A 17152-nucleotide genomic window follows, 5' to 3' on the forward strand; every position below is an offset into this window, starting at 1 on the left:
ATTGTTATGTTATAAGAAGCCCTCTGGGCGAATGATAGAGATTTTCAGAAAAACGGAAGGGTTAAATTGATGAAACAGTATGACGGAATTAAAGATGAAGAATTAATTTCCCATTTCAAAAACGGGGAATCAGAAATCCTCGACTATCTGATGGAAAAATACAAGAACATGGTCCGCAAGAAAGCAAGGACCATGTTCCTGATAGGTGGGGAGAACGATGATTTGATACAGGAAGGTATGATCGGACTGTTTAAGGCAGTCCGCGATTACCAGCCGGACAGAGATGCTGCATTTCAGACCTTTGCCAGTATATGTGTGGACAGACAGATCTACAACGCCATCCAGAGTTCCAACAGGCAGAAACACCAGCCGCTGAATTCCTATATTTCTCTCAGCGAACAGGATGGGGAAAATGAAGAACATCTTGGAGATAACTGGGGAGAGAACCCGGAGTCTATTATTATTGACCAGGAGAATGTCCAGGATCTGGAGCAGGAGATAACAGCAACGTTAAGTCCAATGGAGAACCAGGTTCTTGAATATTATCTGGCAGGAAACGGATACGGAGAGATTGCCCGGATCATGGGAAAAACACCCAAGTCCATAGATAATGCATTACAGCGCATCCGAACCAAAATCAGAGAGCAGTTGGAGCAATATCAAAAATAGAAAGATATCAGTATAAAATAAAAATCAAAAAGTTAAAAAATAGGGATTGACAATACAAACAAGTTCTGGTAATATATTCAACTGTGAGCGGTAAATCCGACACAATGCTGATGTGGCTCAGAGGTAGAGCACTTCCTTGGTAAGGAAGGGGTCACGGGTTCAATTCCCGTCATCAGCTTGCTAAGAATGGCTTATTTACTGGGTTTGTGAGGTGCCAGTAAATCAAAGTTACTCAAAAAGTTACTCAAGATAATCAGGACATAGGTTCTGATTATTTTTTTGTGCAATTTGCAGTTCCGGGATACTGCTCAGAATTGCAGTTTTTGTACTGAGACTCTTCCTATTCCTGAAATAATGATTTTAGGATGATATACTCGAATAAACCCAGTATTATTTTATAAACTTCTAAGAACTGTTTGTACTTCCAGAATGACAAGAGATATGTTATACTTACAGTGTTGTCCAACCGATACCCGGCAACACTAACCTGGCAGTTTCTTGTCTGCCATAAAAAATAAGAAGAAGCCCCCAGTATTCGCACTACTGAGGGCTTCATTCTTTTTGTCTACATGGACTTGCTATTTCTTTTCGCCTACTGGCATTATAGCATATGCAGATCAGGAAATCAATATGCAAGTGATTCTGAAACATTCTGAAACAAATAAAAAAGAGTAAACTATCTCCCTGGTTTATGCCTTATTTTTCAAAAATGGCTCAGTTGATAGGTTTATTCTTTTTAGCAGTCTGCATCCATGTCTATTGCTGGTGTACCGACAAGTTGATTTCTCGAACAATCTTGCGTCTAAATTTCTTATTTCCGCGTTGTCGTCGGTCACCGTAGCCACCGCTACGCCTCCTTCCTCCGCCTTGAAATAAGAAAATTTATCCTGCAAGATTGTTTCAAGAATCAACTTGTCGGCACACTAGTACATCGTTTCGTAAATAACTATACCAATCGCGTAGGATGCGGATTCGAGTGTGCTGGTATAAAAACGCAGGCGTAGCGGGCTACGCTGAGGCTTTTAGACCTGTGCAATCGGATTCGCAGACAAGTGAGTGGTATAGTTATTTCGAAAACGATGTACTAGTTTTGCAATGGAATGCGAAAAGGAATCGAAGGGAGCGTATTTATATTTCCTATGATTCTACGAAACAGAAGAAACGTATTATCAAAAAAGAGCAGATGCAGCAGCACCTACTCTTTGTAGTGTTAATATTCACCAATGTCGAACAGCTCGTCAAAGGTTATCTTCAGATTCGGAAACATAACCAGATGTAAATCTTCTTTATTCTGGGCTGTGACAGTCTTATAAAGATACGGATAACCAGTGCCATCTTCTTTGAAATCGAAGAGATAAATCTCTACAGATTTTTTTCTCCAGTCAACGATCCAATACTCAGAGACGCCGACCTTGCAATAAATATCCATCTTTTCATGTCGATCATATTCTTCTGTGGCATTGGACAAAACTTCCATCACAAAGCGGGGAATGCCAGTGAAAGAAATGTTCTTACGGTCTCTCAGGTTACAGATGATTGATACGTCAGGAATGATTACTTTATCATCATTTTCACGCCATTCATACTGAACACCATCACCAAAGACACGACATAAGCTGTCTTTGATTTGGCTGCCGATCTTGATAACAAAGTTATTGATAACCATAGAATGTTCCAGGTAAGTTTTACTTAAATCTTCAATTGGTAGTGCATTACTCATATTGCCGCACCTCCTTGATATGTTGATATAATTATAATATTTTGCAAGATGTTAGTCAAGGATATGAGCTGCTGAAAGAGAGTGCAGATGAGTCTGAGAAATATAAGGCCTGTCACTGTTGTGTAAACGGTTGACAGATGGAATTTCCAATGATAATATAAATTCATTCGACATAAAAAATATTCAGTTGTATTTTTTATATATAGATGTGTGAAAAAACAGTATAAAATACGACAACAGGAGGGAAAAAGATGGAGAACGAAACAGTTTCCAAAAATTTTATTGAGAATATCATTGATAAAGATTTAGCAGAAGGTGTTTATGACACCGTGCATACGCGTTTCCCGCCGGAACCGAATGGATATCTTCATATCGGTCATGCGAAATCTATTCTTTTAAACTATGGTCTTGCACAGGAATATAACGGCAAGTTCAACATGCGTTTTGATGATACAAACCCGACCAAAGAAAAGAGTGAGTTTGTAGAATCCATCAAGGCAGATATCAAATGGCTTGGCGCAGACTGGGAAGACAGACTGTTTTTTGCATCTGATTATTTCGGACAGATGTATGAAGCAGCTGTAAAGCTGATCCAGAAAGGCAAAGCCTATGTATGTGACCTGACTGCAGATCAGATTCGCGAATACCGCGGAACTCTTACAGAGCCAGGTAAAGAAAGCCCATATAGAAACAGAAGTGTAGAAGAGAACCTGCAGCTTTTCGAAGAGATGAAAGAGGGCAAATATGCAGACGGAGAGAAAGTGCTCCGTGCCAAGATCGATATGGCATCTCCGAATATGAATATGCGTGACCCGGTTATCTATCGTGTTGCTCATATGACACACCACAGAACCGGTGACACATGGTGCATCTATCCAATGTACGATTTCGCTCATCCTATCGAAGATGCCATTGAGGGAATCACACATTCTATCTGTACCCTGGAGTTTGAGGATCACAGACCGTTGTACGACTGGGTTGTAAAAGAACTGGAATATCCGCAGCCACCGAAGCAGATCGAGTTTGCAAAACTGTATCTGACAAATGTAGTTACAGGTAAACGTTATATCAAGAAACTGGTAGAGGAAGGCATCGTAGACGGATGGGATGATCCGCGTCTGGTTTCCATCGCAGCACTGCGCCGCCGTGGATTTACACCGGAATCCATTAAAATGTTTGTGGAGCTCTGTGGTGTATCTAAGGCAAACAGCTCTGTTGACTATGCAATGCTTGAATACTGCATCCGTGAGGACCTAAAACTGAAACGTCCACGTCTGATGGCTGTTCTTGATCCGATCAAGCTTGTGATCGATAATTATCCGGAAGGTGAAGTAGAATATCTGGAAGCTCCGAACAATATGGAGAATGAAGAACTGGGAACCCGTAAAATACCGTTTGGCAGAGAACTCTATATTGAGAGGGAAGACTTTATGGTAGATCCGCCTAAGAAATATAAGAGAATGTTCCCAGGTACAGAGGTTCGTCTTATGAACGCATATTTCGTAACCTGTACAGGATATGAAGCTGATGAAGATGGAACTGTACGTGTTGTGCATTGTACTTATGACCCTGCAACAAAGGGTGGCAATGCACCGGATGGCAGAAAAGTAAAAGGAACCATTCACTGGGTGGAAGCAAGCCAGGCAGGAAAAGCAGAAGTACGTCTCTATGAGAATATTGTAGATGAGGAAAAAGGCGTATATAATAAAGAGGATGGTTCTCTGAACGTAAATCCGAATTCTCTGACAAAAGTTACCGCATATGTAGAGCCTGCACTTATGGAAGCAAAAGGCTATGACAGCTTCCAGTTTGTAAGAACAGGATTTTTCTGTGCAGATATCCATGACTCCAAAGAAGGTGCTCCGGTATTTAACCGCATTGTATCTCTGAAGAGCTCATTCAAACTGCCGAAAGCCTGATAAGGAATGTGCTTCATAGTAAGAACTTAAAGTTGAAATAACTATTATATAATGAAATAGCTATTATATAAATAAAACGGATCAATCTGAATAGTATCAGACGGATCCGTTTTTTTTATGTTGTTATGTTATTCTGCGTCAGTATCTGCTTTAACGTCAGCTTTGGTATCTGTTTCAGTATCCTGAATAGTGCCAGTTTTTACATCATCAGAGCTTTCAGCCTCTTCGTCAGTTTCGGCATCATCAGAGCTTTCGGCCTCTTCGTCGGTTTCAGTGATGTCACCCTGGTCTAAATCAGCGTCCCAGGATTCGAAATCTTCAGCACTTTCCTGCGGAGCTTCTTTTTCCTCTTCTTCATCGGAGTCAAAGGCGATATCAAATGCATCGTCAAAATCCTCTGTAAAATCCTCATCTTTTGTATGAGGATGGTTTTTTATGATTACTGCTGCCACTGCACCGGCTGCTGCCGCGGTCAGGGCACCTACTGCTACAAATCCCCAATATTTATTAAGCTTTGCCATAATAATACTCCTTTCTGATATTAGTCAATTCGCATATGAATAAAGATATTTTAATACATTTCTGTCAAAAAGAAAAGGGGTAAGTTTTGGCTTGTTCACGATCCGACAAAAAGCAATAAAAATCGGTTGCGTCAGAGAAAGATACAAGGTATACTATGACAGGAAAGAAGAGGATACATTATGAGAAAAATTATTTTGGCATCTGCTTCCCCGAGAAGACGGGAGCTGTTGACTCAGGCAGGAGTGACCTTTTCAATCATACCTGCTCACGGGGAGGAGAAGCGGACTTCGGATGAGCCGGGAGAGGCAGTACAGAAGCTGGCTTTTGATAAGGCAGCATCTGTGGCAGAAGAGCTTGGGGAATGCGAGGAAAAGACACTGGTCATCGGTTCGGACACAGTTGTGGTTTTTCAAAACCGCATTCTGGGCAAGCCGGCAGATGAGGAGGATGCAGTTCATACTTTGCAAAAGCTTCAGGACAATACACATCAGGTGTATACGGGAGTGACGGTACTGGAGAAAAAGCAGGGACAATGGATAGAACATACCTTTTATGAGAAAACAAATGTGGAATTTTATCCGGTGTCTGAGAATGAAATCAAGGCTTATGTATCTACCGGAGAACCTATGGATAAAGCCGGAAGTTACGGAATCCAGGGCAGATGGGGAATTTATGTAAAGGGAATCTGCGGTGACTATAATAATGTGGTGGGACTGCCTGTGGCAAGGCTTTTCCATGAAATGAAGAAACTGGGAATCTCCCTTGTGGATTAAAATACAGACAGAATAAAGAGGATGATACAAAATGATAAAAGCAGGTATATTTGATCTGGACGGAACTCTGGCATATACACTGGATTCCATGGCATATATTGCAAATGAGGTAATGAAGAAGCTGGGACTTCGCCCTCTTCCTCTGGATAATTTCCGCTATTACTGCGGAGAGGGTGCGGATATGCTGGTGCGCAGGGCGTTGAAGGATGCGGGAGATCCGGAGCTGGTTCATTATGAAGAAGCACGGAAAATGTACAGAGAGAGGTTTGACGAAGACCCGCTGTATAAGGTGACCAGGTATGATGGAATGCAGTCAACGGTAGAGGAACTGAGAAAAAAAGGAATGAAGCTAGCTGTATGCTCCAATAAACCCCATCCAGCAGCACTGAAGGTAATGGATTACCTTTATCCGGGAATTTTTGACCTGGTGATTGGACAACAGGAAGGAATCCGCCGTAAACCTGCACCGGATGCACCGCTTCTTGCAGCAAAGAAGCTTGGGGTAAAGCCGGAAGAGTGTATGTATATCGGGGATACCGGTACAGACATGCAGACTGGCAAAGCGGCTGGAATGTTTACCATAGGTGTATTGTGGGGCTTTCGTGACCTGGAGGAACTTAATGCCAACGGAGCTGATCTGGTGGCAGAGAAACCGACAGATTTATTAAAGATATGTGAGGAATACCAAAATGATTAAACTGATCGCCAGTGATCTGGACGGAACCTTACTTTTGAACAAGGCCCAGACCCTGCCAGAGGATCTTTTTCCTTTGATCAGGGCACTGAATGAGCTGGGAATCCGGTTTGTGGCAGCCAGTGGACGCCAGTATCCCAATATGAAGAGATTGTTTGCACCGGTTGCTTCGGATATTTCTTTTATCTGTGAGAATGGCGCACTGGCAGTGGAAAAGGGGCAGGTTCTTTATCAGGATCGATTTGATAAAGAATTGGCAAATGAGATTCTTACTGCAATTATAGAAAAAAAAGACGCAGAATTCACCTGTTCTGCTAAGGATTATCATTATCTCATGCCAAAAACAGAAAGCTTTCGCCATTATATGGTGGATCTGGTGAAAAATGAGTGCAGGATCATAAACAGTCTGGATGAGATCACAGAACCTATTATGAAGCTGGCGGTATATGAATCTGCCGGTCTGACAGATGAATATGTACGTTACTGGACTGGACAGTTTGGACAGAGATGTACAGTAGTGACATCAGGCAATGACTGGGTGGATTTTATTCCTTTTGGTACGAACAAGGCGAAGGGAATCCGGGAGTTCCAGGAAAAATATGGAATTTCCCCAGAGGAGTGCATTGCATTCGGAGACGAATATAATGATATAGAGATGCTTAAGGCAGTGAAATATGGCTTTGCCATGGCACATTCCAAGGAGAAGGTGCGGGAATCGGCGGCATTCACTGCAGACCGGGTACAGGATATCCTGAAAAAGGTGATCAGGGCGAAAGGAAATATGGAGGGGGTAATTTAAAATGTACACAGAAGAATGCATCAACACATTTCTGGAAAAGCAGGGACAGCTTTTTCCGCAGCCGGTAGCGGAGTCTTTTGAGGAAGCAGAGGCTTTTCTGGAGGACTGCATGGCTGCAATGGTAGATTCTATTGACGAAGTGAGGGAATACCTGGATGACATGGGAGCTGATGTAGAAGGCATGTCAGACGAAGAATTGGAAGAGGCCAGTGAGGTATTTGCACTTCCGGACGGAAAATATCTCATTGTGGAAGGCTGAACAGAAATTTGATATAGAATAAATAAAAAGAGGAAGAAGCTATTTCAAAGAGCGGTTCTGCAAAATAGAACTATGCAGATTGAAACAGCTTCTTTCATTTATGCACAGAAGCAATATGAAATATGCGAATTACATTTGGAAAAACCACAGTGTTATAATAACACTGTATAAAGAACTGCCGATCAAAAATAAAACGGTAGTTATAAAAAGATATATAAATGATAAATAAAAGGAGGATGGCACATGAGGAAAAAAAGAATTCTTGCAGTGCTGATGGCTGTGCTGATGATCGTTACCCTTCTTCCATCCATGGCTTTTGCAGCGGAAGCCGGAGAGCTTGGAGGCAAGCTGAAGGTAAAGGGACTGCCGGCAGTGGGAACAGTACTGAGTGCAGATTATTCCAAGGTGACTCCTGAGGGAGTGACAGATGATGATGTTATCTTTTCCTGGTCCAGACAGACCGGAGAGAAGGAGCTTACCCAGGTAGGTACAGAAAAAACTTACACAGTGACTCAGGATGATCTGGGCTATGTGCTGGTGCTGGATATCACACCGGCAGAGAAGTCAGAATTTACCGGTAAACTCCAGGCTAAGACTCTGGAGGTGACAGCTACTCAGGAGGAAGCCCAGGCTGTTGCTGATAAGAAGGCTCAGGAGGAGCAGAATACAGAAGCCCAGCTGGAAGGCTCTGAAGAGGATGCGGAGTCGGAAGATGCTGAAGATGTCCAGCAGACAGAGGATGACAGTACAGAAGGGGCAGTTCTGGCTGAGGAGAATGAGGCAGAGTCTCCGTCTCAGACAGAGGAAGATGATACACAGAATCCGGAACAGACAGAGGAAATGCAGATTTATACCCAGTCTGAGCTTCAGCCTGACGGCACAGAGAAAACTACAGATAAAACAGAGGATGTTCAGGAGACAGAAGCGCCGGAGGATGCAGAGAACACGGATGATGTGGAAAATGCACAGCAGGAGTTGTCCTATGAAGCAGTAGCTTCTGTAGAAGGTCAGGAAAATCCGGTGTGTGATTTTGGAACTATCCGGGCAGAATCCGGAGATAACGAATCCCAGACAATGTTTGTAGATATCCAAAATACCGGAACAGGTGCTCTGAATTTCAAGGCGATCAGCCCGGAGCATTTTATGGTAGCGGACATAGAGGGGCCTCTGGCAGCAGGAGAGTCTGTCAGTGTATGGATTCAGCCAAGGAAGGAACTGGAGAAAGGTACTTATGATGATACCATTACCTATGAGACGGAAGAGGGGGCTGAGGTTTCCTTTGAAGTGAAGGCTGTGGTGGAAGCGGAAGAAGAACCTGTTCTTGAACCTGATGATTCTGAAGCTCCTGATGATTCTGAGAATCCGGAAACTCCGGACAATACGGAGGAACCAAGTGCAGAACTTGGAAAGTTATCTATATCCACAGATCCAGCGGTACTTTCCTTTGCTGATCTGACAGAAGGCTATACACAGATCAGTGAGAGCCAGACAGTTACTGTGACGAATACAGGAGATGAGACAGTTACATTGAAACTTCCGGAGTCGGAACATTTTGATATTGCACCGGTAGATACACAGGCGGTATATACTCTGGAGAAAGGAGCATCCTGTAGCTTTCTTGTTCAGCCAAAGGCAGGATTAGTCCAGGGTGATTACAGTGATACACTTGTTTTTGGAATTGAAGAGGATGAGAGTGCTGTGGCTCAGGCAGAGGCCGGAGTCAGTGTAAAAGCAGAGGAGAAGCCACAGGTTTCTCTGAAAGCAGATCCTTCCGAGATTATTTATGACCCGATGGAGGAGGGATATAATACTCCGGAGTATGTGTATCGGATTACGCTTACTAATACTGGAAATGCAGCAGTGGATCTGACTCAGCCGCAGGCTCAGTATTTTGAAATCGGAGAGCTGTCTGCAACACAGCTGGATCCCGGAGCAGAAGCAACCTTTACTGCAGTGCCAAAAACCGGTATGACAGCAGGTGAGTACAGCGAATCTGTTCAGGTTACAGCCACAAATACAGACAGTCAGATTTCTGCAGTGGCCGATATCAGTGCTTCATTCAGTGTGACAAAACCGGCATGTAGAATTACAGGAATCCAGAATCCTTCCCACGTGAAGGGAGTAAAGAATGGTGTAGAGAAATCTGCTAAGGCATTGGGACTTCCTTCAAAGGTAGTTATTAATACTACAGAGGGGGAAATGAAGGCGAAGGTAAAATGGAATGTGAAGGAATGTACGTATGATCCATCTGTAAAGCAGGAGCAGACCTTCAAAGTGAATGGAACGGTAGTGCTTCCCGATGGAGTTGAAAATCCAGATCAGATCAGCCTGATCACAGCTGTAAAGGTAACTGTAAAAGCCGGACGTACTGCGCAGATTGCGGATCCGGCAAATAATAAGATCACAGGAATCAGCGCTGACGGATATACCACTCAGTCCAAGATTACATTTACAGCGGTAGGTGCAGGAATGGACAATGAAAGTCCGGGAAAGGGAGATGTGCGTTATGTTCCGGATCACTGGACAGTCATCAATACAAACAGCTGGAGCCAGGCTCCGTATACAGCTACTTTTGGAATTACCAAAGAAGGCACATATAATCTGACTGTTGTATTTAATGCTCAGCAGTATGATGGTAAAAGCTGGAAAAATACGGGAAAACAGGATACAAAGCAGGTAAGCTTTACGATTTCACAGCCAAAGGTTGTAATTACAGCTACTCCTACTCCTGTGCAGCAGAATCCGGCTGCTAATCAGAAGAAGGCAGTGCAGACCGGAGATACCACCAATATCATGCCGTTTGTACTGATTCTTGCCATTGCAGCAGGTGCTATTGTGGGAGTTGTAGTTTACAAGAAAAAGAAAAAATAAATAGGTAAGACAGTTAAATGTCAATGAATTATTAGCACTCATTTTAAATGAGTGCTAATTTTTGCTTGACTTTTAGACCATAAGGTATTACTATATCTTTCAGAGTTACAGAAAATCTAAAAGATATAAAAGGAGTGTGGACAGCATGGCTGTAAAACATGGAAGTTTGTCAATTAACAGCGAAAATATTTTCCCGATCATTAAAAAGTGGCTGTATTCAGACCATGATATTTTTGTAAGAGAGCTGGTATCCAATGGATGTGATGCCATTACCAAGCTGAAAAAGCTGGAGGTAATGGGCGAATATACATTTCCGGAGGGATATAAGCCGGAGATTCAGGTAATCGTAGATCCAGATGGAAAAACTCTGAAATTTATTGATAATGGTATCGGTATGACTGCGGATGAGGTAGAGAATTATATTACTCAGATCGCTTTTTCCGGTGCGACTCAGTTCCTGGAGAAATATAAGGATAAGACAACAGATGACCAGATGATCGGTCATTTTGGACTGGGATTCTATTCTGCATTTATGGTGGCAGATGAAGTACATATTGACACCCTTTCCTATACAGAGGGAGCGACACCTGTGCACTGGTCCTGCGATGGCGGTACAGAGTACGATATTCAGGAAGGCAACAAAACGACTGTTGGAACAGAAATCACACTTTTCCTTAATGAAGACTGCCTGGAATTTGCCAACGAATACCGTATGCGTGAAGTACTGGAGAAATATTGTTCCTTTATGCCGGTAAATATTTATCTTTCTAAAGCAAACGCACCTCAGGAATATGAGACTATAGATGAATCAGAATTAAAAGATGATGATGTAGTGGTAGAGCATATTCATGAGGATGCTAAAACTGAAGAAAAAGAGAATGAAAACGGAGAGAAGGAAGTAGTTGAGATCTCTCCTGCAAGGGAAAAAGTGAAGATCAATAAACGTCCGGTTTCTCTCAGTGATACCAATCCGCTTTGGATGAAGCATCCCAATGAGTGTACAGATGAGGAGTACAAAGATTTCTACCGTAAAGTATTTATGGACTACAAGGAACCGCTGTTCTGGATTCATCTGAATATGGATTATCCGTTTAACTTAAAGGGAATTCTGTATTTCCCAAAGATTAACACAGAGTATGATTCTATTGAAGGAACCATTAAACTGTACAACAATCAGGTATTTATTGCTGATAATATTAAGGAAGTTATTCCTGAGTTCCTTCTCCTGCTTAAAGGCGTGATCGATTGTCCGGATCTTCCTCTGAACGTGTCAAGAAGTGCACTGCAGAATGATGGATTTGTCAAGAAGATTTCTGAGTATATTTCAAAAAAGGTAGCGGATAAGCTTACCGGAATGTGCAAAACAGACAGAGAAAGCTATGAAAAATACTGGGATGATATCAGTCCGTTTATTAAATATGGTTGTATTAAAGATACCAAATTTGCAGAGAAGATAGGTGATTACGTACTCTTTAAGAATCTGGATGGTAAATATCTTACTCTCAAGGATTGCATAGAAGAGAATAAGAAGACAACAGAGACAGCTGAGGAAGCAGCAGATCAGACTGAGTCAAAAGAGGCTGATGCAACAGCAGACACAGACAAAGCAGAAGAGAAAGAGCCGGAGAAGACAACAATTTTCTATGTAACGGATGAAATCCAGCAGAGTCAGTATATCAATATGTTTAAGGAAGCCGGCAAGGACGCCGTGATTCTGAAACATAATATTGACAGCCCATTTATTTCCAGCCTGGAGCAGAAACATCAGGATGTACAGTTTAAGAGAATTGATGCGGATCTGACAGAAGAAATGAAGGGTGAGGGTACTGCTGACGAAGCGACCGCCAAAGAACTGACAGAGCTTTTCCGTAAGAATCTGAATAAGGATAAACTGGAGGTTCATGTAGAGAATCTGAAGAATGAAAATGTATCTGCAATGGTTACCCTTTCCGAAGAAAGCCGCCGTATGCAGGATATGATGAAAATGTATGGAATGGGCGGTATGGATCCGAATATGTTTGGCGGACAGGAAACACTGGTACTTAATGCGAACCATCCACTGGTAAAATATTTGGCAGAAAATAAGGATTCAGATAAAGCCCCTGTAATCTGTGAACAGCTTTATGATCTGGCAATGCTCAGCCATAAGCAGCTTTCACCTGATGAAATGACAAAATTTGTACAGAGAAGCAATGATGTGTTGATGATGCTTACAAAATAATGTGCAGTGATTTTGTGGTTTACTGTCCGTTGGGGAGAGTAGAAGCAGTTTTGTGAAAAATTACGATAGTCCTGGAAAAGTTTCGAAACATGGCGAAAAAACATGGAGAGAACAACCGGGACTATCGTTTTTAGTACTTTTATATTGACAAATGGCGTATAAATTTTTATCATTAATTTGCTGGTATTTTAATAATTGTATATGATTTCTCTTTATAAGTGACAATATTTCCGAAAAACTGAGTATGTCGTAAAAACGCTAAAGGTGTATTACAAAAAATGCAAAAAGGACGACTGTCCAGTTAAGGAGGAAAAAAATATGAGTGAAGTGTATGGACTGATCAGAAAATTGGGAGCGACATCTAAATATAAGGGATATTATTATGTCGCGGAAGCGGTGAATATGGCGAAAGAACTGCAGGAGCGGCCGATGAAGATCACAAAGGATATTTATCCTATTCTTGCAAGAAAATACAGGTCAACACCATCTAATGTGGAACATAATATCAGGACATTGGTAAATATCTGCTGGATCAATCACAAAGAAGATCTGGAACTGATCGCAGGATGTTCCATGGAGGATAAACCTACAAACAGTGAATTTATTGATATTCTGGCATATTATCTGAATAAAACAGAGGAAATGTCAAAATAGCAGGGACTTATAGTCTCTGAAACGGAATATGATTTCCTTCAAGAAATCTGCACAGCATGTCGTCCCAGAGATGTTCGGACTTTTTGTCCAGGGAAAAGGAGGAGTAGGAAACGCCGGCGGTACATAACAGAGATTTGCTTTTGTACTGAATGTTAAGATAAAAATTACATACTGAGGTTGTGGATTGTCTTCCCAGATTCTTCAAAAGGTTCTGTGCCTGAAAAGGAGAGAGCTGGAACACGATTTTGAAGTTCAGTGGTGTGCGCTTACCGCGGATGATGGAAAAACAGTAAGGTTTGACATCGCGCCACAGGGAATATTCCACAGCTTCTTTTTTATATTCCTCTACAGTGTCTGTGTCAAAAAAATCCTGCTGGAGATGTCCGTCAATGGTGAAGGTGTTAAATGTAGTGACGGAAGCTTCAACCAGAGAAAAATTGTCAAATACTTCACCGATAAGCAGCTTATTCATAAAATCCTTAACATCTGAAATAGTTAATGCAAGCATAGAAATCCTTTCATGACTCCTGAAATTACTCTGTTGTCAGTCCTGTAATATCTATAGATATTACAGGTTTGGACAGAATTGTAGGAGTATTTTATTATTATAAAACAGATTGAAAAAAAAGAACAGAGTTTTTGAGAAAAAGGCTTTTCAAAAGGAAAACAGTATGATAAGATATATCTGGTATTCGAAACTACATATAATGGAAAAGAGGACGATATAATTGAGATATAAGATTGTCATAGATAGTTGTGGAGAACTTTTGGATGAATGGAAACAGGATGAGCATTTTGAATCTGTTCCCCTGACGTTAATGGTGGGAGCAGAACAGATTATAGATGATGAAACATTTAAACAGGGCGAATTTCTGCACAAGGTAGCAGAGTGCCCGGAGTGCCCAAAATCAGCATGTCCTTCTCCGGAGAGATATATGAGAGCCTATGACTGTGAGGCAGAGCATGTATATGCGGTTACATTGTCAGCAGAGCTGAGTGGCTCTTATAATAGCGCACTTCTTGGGAGAAACCTGAGTCTGGAGGATCATCCGGATAAAAAAATTCACGTGTTTAATTCCAGATCTGCTTCCATTGGTGAGACATTGATCGCACTGAAGATTCAGGAATGTGAAGAAAAGGGAATGAGCTTTGAGGAAGTAGTTGCTACAGTGGAACACTATATTTCAGGACAGCATACATTCTTTGTTCTTGAAAATTTGGAGACATTACGTAAGAATGGAAGATTGAGTAAGGTAAAAGCACTGGTTGCCAGTGCTCTGAAGATTAAGCCTGTAATGGGATCTACAGAAGAGGGAACAATCTGTCAGCTGGATCAGGCCAGAGGAATGAACCGTGCCCTGATTAAAATGGTTGAGCAGGTGATTGAAAAAACTGCAGATAGTGCGGATAAGGTTTTAGCAATCAGTCATTGCAACTGCCCGGCCAGAGCACAGGTGCTCAAGGAAGCATTTCAGGAGAGAATGAAGCTTGCCAAAGTTGTCGTATTGGACACAGCAGGTGTCAGCTCCATGTATGCTAATGACGGCGGTGTGATTGTTGCAGTGTAATATGTGAAAAAACTGTGTCAAATTCAACCAATCAGGATTCTCTATTTCATTTTAGAAAAAGATGTGCTATAATTGTTTAGCCGATGAAAGGAAATATGAGAAGCAAAGGAGATACATCATGAGTCAGAAGAAAGTTGATGCCTATAAAGCTAGGAAGAGCACACGGGGAAGAGCAGATAAGAAGGAAAAAATAATGTTTACCCTGGAAATGTTTGCCTGGGCATTTATATGTGTTGTAGTAGTTGCCTGGATTGGATATTCTGCATATGTAAAAGTGGCAGGAACCAAAGCAGAGGTCGTACAGAATACCGTACTGGATACCAGTGCGCTGGATAATTATATTTCTGGTATTGATACTGATGAGGATGCAGACACTACAGAAGAGACTGCAGATGAGACAGATGCTGCTGATACAACAGAGGATGAGAATGCAGAGGCAGCAGACGATACTACAGCCACAGAGGATACAGCAGATGACAGTGCAGAGACTGCAGATGATACTGCGGCAACAGAAGAGACTGGAGATTCTGCAGCAAAATAATAAATGAGAATAAAAAAATCCCCCGGAAGATCCGGGGGGTTTTTTTGAGGTCTATCCGTGTTAAAAGTGCGGAATTCAATCCTCTTACGTTAACGGAAATTATAAATTATAATTTTGTAACGTTTGCAGCCTGCATGCCACGTGCGCCTTCTGTTAAGTCGTATGTTACAGCCTGGCCTTCTTCAAGGGATTTGAATCCTTCACCATTGATAGCGGAGAAATGTACAAATACGTCTGCACCGTCTTCACCAGTGATAAATCCGTAACCTTTTTCTGCGTTGAACCATTTTACAGTTCCCTTGTTCATGTTGTTACCTCCATAAAAAATAAAAAAGTTAAAAAGCTTCTGGCAAAAAAAATCACCAGATTTTACAGATTATATGAAGTAATATAATCTCTAAAAACCAGTGATTATATAATTTGATAATCCAGATATGAACTGATTATATATCCCGTATTTTAAAATGTCAAGCATAAAACAGAATGTTATTGTTTATTGATTTTAAAAGGGGAAAAAAAGACTTTATTAAATAGGCAGTTTCGTGTATTATGTATATTAGGTATGCTATAATGTTGACAAGATCCATTCAAGATACATTGTAAGTAAATAATATATTGAAGTGATGAAGGGAGAGAATTACATGGGGATTCTTATTCGTGGCGGCCGTATCATAGATGCAGCAACCGACACTGATAAAATCGGTGATATTTATCTGGAAGACGGAATGATCAAAGAGATTGGCGATCAGCTGACAGCGAAAGAAAAAAGTGACAGAGTGATCGATGCAAAGGGCTGTCTGGTTATGCCTGGTCTGATCGATCTGCACGTACATTTCAGAGATCCCGGACAAACACAGAAGGAAGATATAGAAACTGGTTCACGGGCGGCAGCCAGAGGCGGAGTGACTACAGTGGTAGCTATGCCAAATACTTCCCCGGTGATCGACGGACCGGACCGTGTAAACTATGTACATAATAAAGCAGCCCAATTGTCCGGTATCCATGTGCTTCAGGCCGGAGCTATTACACAGGGAGAGAAAGGACAGGAGCTTTCTGATATAGAGGGAATGGTAAAGGCGGGAATTCCTGCTCTTTCTGAGGATGGCAAATCTGTTATGAATTCTTCTCTGTGCAAAGAAGCTATGGAAATTGCCAGAGATCTGGATATCCCTATCTTTGCACATTGTGAAGACATTGATCTTAGAGGAAAGGGCTGTATGAATGATGATGAGAATGCAGTCAGACTGGGATTGCCGGGAATCTGCAATGCAGTGGAGGATGTGATCGCAGCCAGAGATATTCTGCTTGCCAGAGAGACCGGTGCCAGACTTCATCTGTGCCACTGCTCTACAGAGGGAGTAGCCAAAATGATGAAGATGGTGGAGAAAGAGGGGCTGAAAAATATCACAGCCGAAGTGTGTCCGCATCACTTTATACTTACCTCAGATGATATTAAAGAAGATGATCCGAATTACAAAATGAATCCGCCTCTCCGAACACAGAAGGATGTGGATGCACTGATTGCAGGCCTGAAGGATGGTTCTTTTCAGGTGATCAGTACAGATCATGCACCTCATACAATGTCTGATAAGGCAGGTTCTATCCGTAATGCAGCATTTGGAATAGTGGGAATTGAAACCAGCTTTGCGTTGACTTATACAGCACTTGTAGATAAAGGTATTCTTACATTAAAACAGCTTGTGGAAAAAATGAGCTGGAATCCGGCGCAGATATTAAAGAGCGAGCGGGGAACTCTGCAGGAAGGACATCCGGCAGATGTGATCATTGCAGATGTGGATCACGAATATGTTATTGATAAAAATGAATTTGCATCCAAAGGACAGAATACCCCGTTTGACGGCTGGAAGGTAAAGGGAAAGATTCTCTGTACCATCAGTGATGGAAAAATTGTATATCAGGATAAATTATAAAACAGATATCA

General features: G+C 41.8%; 16 protein-coding genes and 1 tRNA gene. 13 read left to right on the forward strand and 4 right to left on the reverse strand.

Annotated features, from left to right (window positions below; genetic code table 11):
- Nucleotides 1-66: 66 nt before the first annotated feature.
- Both sigH and ACTNC6_RS11115 read left to right on the forward strand, forming a co-directional pair.
- The gene (gene sigH / locus ACTNC6_RS11110; protein WP_441036611.1) at nt 67-669 is read left to right on the forward strand and encodes an RNA polymerase sporulation sigma factor SigH; all 603 of its coding nucleotides are present in this window, start codon (nt 67-69) and stop codon (nt 667-669) included.
- A gap of 106 nt (nt 670-775) precedes the next feature.
- Nucleotides 776-847, forward strand: a tRNA-Thr gene (locus tag ACTNC6_RS11115).
- 1032 nt (nt 848-1879) lie between these two features.
- On the opposite strand, the gene ACTNC6_RS11120 is transcribed toward ACTNC6_RS11115, so the two are convergent.
- Nucleotides 1880-2389: a Uma2 family endonuclease gene (locus ACTNC6_RS11120; protein WP_118330050.1), complete on the reverse strand. Its 510-nt coding sequence runs from the start codon at nt 2387-2389 to the stop codon at nt 1880-1882.
- A gap of 251 nt (nt 2390-2640) precedes the next feature.
- Here ACTNC6_RS11120 and ACTNC6_RS11125 point away from each other — a divergent pair, with 251 nt between their 5' ends.
- Entirely contained in the window at nt 2641-4308 is a 1668-nt protein-coding gene (locus tag ACTNC6_RS11125; RefSeq protein WP_019161076.1) for a glutamine--tRNA ligase/YqeY domain fusion protein, read from the forward strand.
- Nucleotides 4309-4436: 128 nt separating this feature from the next.
- Here the strand turns inward: ACTNC6_RS11125 and ACTNC6_RS11130 are convergent, their stop codons facing one another.
- Nucleotides 4437-4829: a hypothetical protein gene (locus ACTNC6_RS11130; protein WP_441044125.1), complete on the reverse strand. Its 393-nt coding sequence runs from the start codon at nt 4827-4829 to the stop codon at nt 4437-4439.
- Nucleotides 4830-5009: 180 nt separating this feature from the next.
- On the opposite strand from ACTNC6_RS11130, the gene ACTNC6_RS11135 reads away from it, so the two are divergent.
- From ACTNC6_RS11135 to ACTNC6_RS11165, 7 genes are all read left to right on the forward strand, one after another.
- Nucleotides 5010-5603 carry a Maf family protein gene (locus ACTNC6_RS11135; protein ID WP_441036765.1) on the forward strand — a complete coding sequence of 198 codons (594 nt, stop codon included), beginning with the start codon at nt 5010-5012 and terminating at the stop codon, nt 5601-5603.
- A 31-nt stretch (nt 5604-5634) separates the two neighbouring features.
- Complete coding sequence (locus tag ACTNC6_RS11140) at nt 5635-6300, forward strand: HAD family hydrolase (RefSeq protein ID WP_441036766.1); 666 nt, start codon at nt 5635-5637, stop codon at nt 6298-6300.
- Nucleotides 6293-7096: an HAD family hydrolase gene (locus ACTNC6_RS11145; protein WP_441044126.1), complete on the forward strand. Its 804-nt coding sequence runs from the start codon at nt 6293-6295 to the stop codon at nt 7094-7096. The genes ACTNC6_RS11140 and ACTNC6_RS11145 overlap by 8 nt, the downstream gene beginning before the upstream one ends.
- Nucleotide 7097: 1 nt before the next feature.
- Nucleotides 7098-7355, forward strand: coding sequence for a glyoxalase (locus tag ACTNC6_RS11150; protein ID WP_173743728.1), 258 nt, complete (start codon nt 7098-7100; stop codon nt 7353-7355).
- Between the two features lie 243 nt (nt 7356-7598).
- Entirely contained in the window at nt 7599-10226 is a 2628-nt protein-coding gene (locus tag ACTNC6_RS11155; protein ID WP_441044127.1) for an LPXTG cell wall anchor domain-containing protein, read from the forward strand.
- A gap of 145 nt (nt 10227-10371) precedes the next feature.
- The gene (gene htpG / locus ACTNC6_RS11160) at nt 10372-12447 is read left to right on the forward strand and encodes a molecular chaperone HtpG (RefSeq protein WP_173743729.1); all 2076 of its coding nucleotides are present in this window, start codon (nt 10372-10374) and stop codon (nt 12445-12447) included.
- 318 nt (nt 12448-12765) lie between these two features.
- Entirely contained in the window at nt 12766-13101 is a 336-nt protein-coding gene (locus ACTNC6_RS11165; protein WP_441036770.1) for a sporulation initiation factor Spo0A C-terminal domain-containing protein, read from the forward strand.
- A gap of 7 nt (nt 13102-13108) precedes the next feature.
- Here ACTNC6_RS11165 and ACTNC6_RS11170 read toward each other — a convergent pair whose 3' ends face one another.
- Nucleotides 13109-13609: a DUF5721 family protein gene (locus tag ACTNC6_RS11170; RefSeq protein ID WP_303242408.1), complete on the reverse strand. Its 501-nt coding sequence runs from the start codon at nt 13607-13609 to the stop codon at nt 13109-13111.
- A gap of 220 nt (nt 13610-13829) precedes the next feature.
- Here ACTNC6_RS11170 and ACTNC6_RS11175 point away from each other — a divergent pair, with 220 nt between their 5' ends.
- Both ACTNC6_RS11175 and ACTNC6_RS11180 read left to right on the forward strand, forming a co-directional pair.
- Nucleotides 13830-14669 (forward strand): DegV family protein, encoded by an 840-nt coding sequence (locus tag ACTNC6_RS11175; RefSeq protein ID WP_441044128.1) that lies wholly within the window; start codon nt 13830-13832, stop codon nt 14667-14669.
- Between the two features lie 118 nt (nt 14670-14787).
- Nucleotides 14788-15210 carry a hypothetical protein gene (locus tag ACTNC6_RS11180; protein ID WP_441044129.1) on the forward strand — a complete coding sequence of 141 codons (423 nt, stop codon included), beginning with the start codon at nt 14788-14790 and terminating at the stop codon, nt 15208-15210.
- 106 nt (nt 15211-15316) lie between these two features.
- Here the strand turns inward: ACTNC6_RS11180 and ACTNC6_RS11185 are convergent, their stop codons facing one another.
- Nucleotides 15317-15517: a cold-shock protein gene (locus tag ACTNC6_RS11185; RefSeq protein WP_008705499.1), complete on the reverse strand. Its 201-nt coding sequence runs from the start codon at nt 15515-15517 to the stop codon at nt 15317-15319.
- 334 nt (nt 15518-15851) lie between these two features.
- Here ACTNC6_RS11185 and ACTNC6_RS11190 point away from each other — a divergent pair, with 334 nt between their 5' ends.
- A complete protein-coding gene (locus tag ACTNC6_RS11190) occupies nt 15852-17141 on the forward strand; it encodes a dihydroorotase (protein ID WP_173743733.1) in 1290 nt (429 codons plus the stop codon).
- Nucleotides 17142-17152 lie beyond the last annotated feature (11 nt).

This window comes from Blautia sp. HCP3S3_C4 (genome assembly GCF_052064095.1).
In the GTDB taxonomy this organism is placed as follows: Bacteria; Bacillota; Clostridia; order Lachnospirales; family Lachnospiraceae; genus Blautia_A.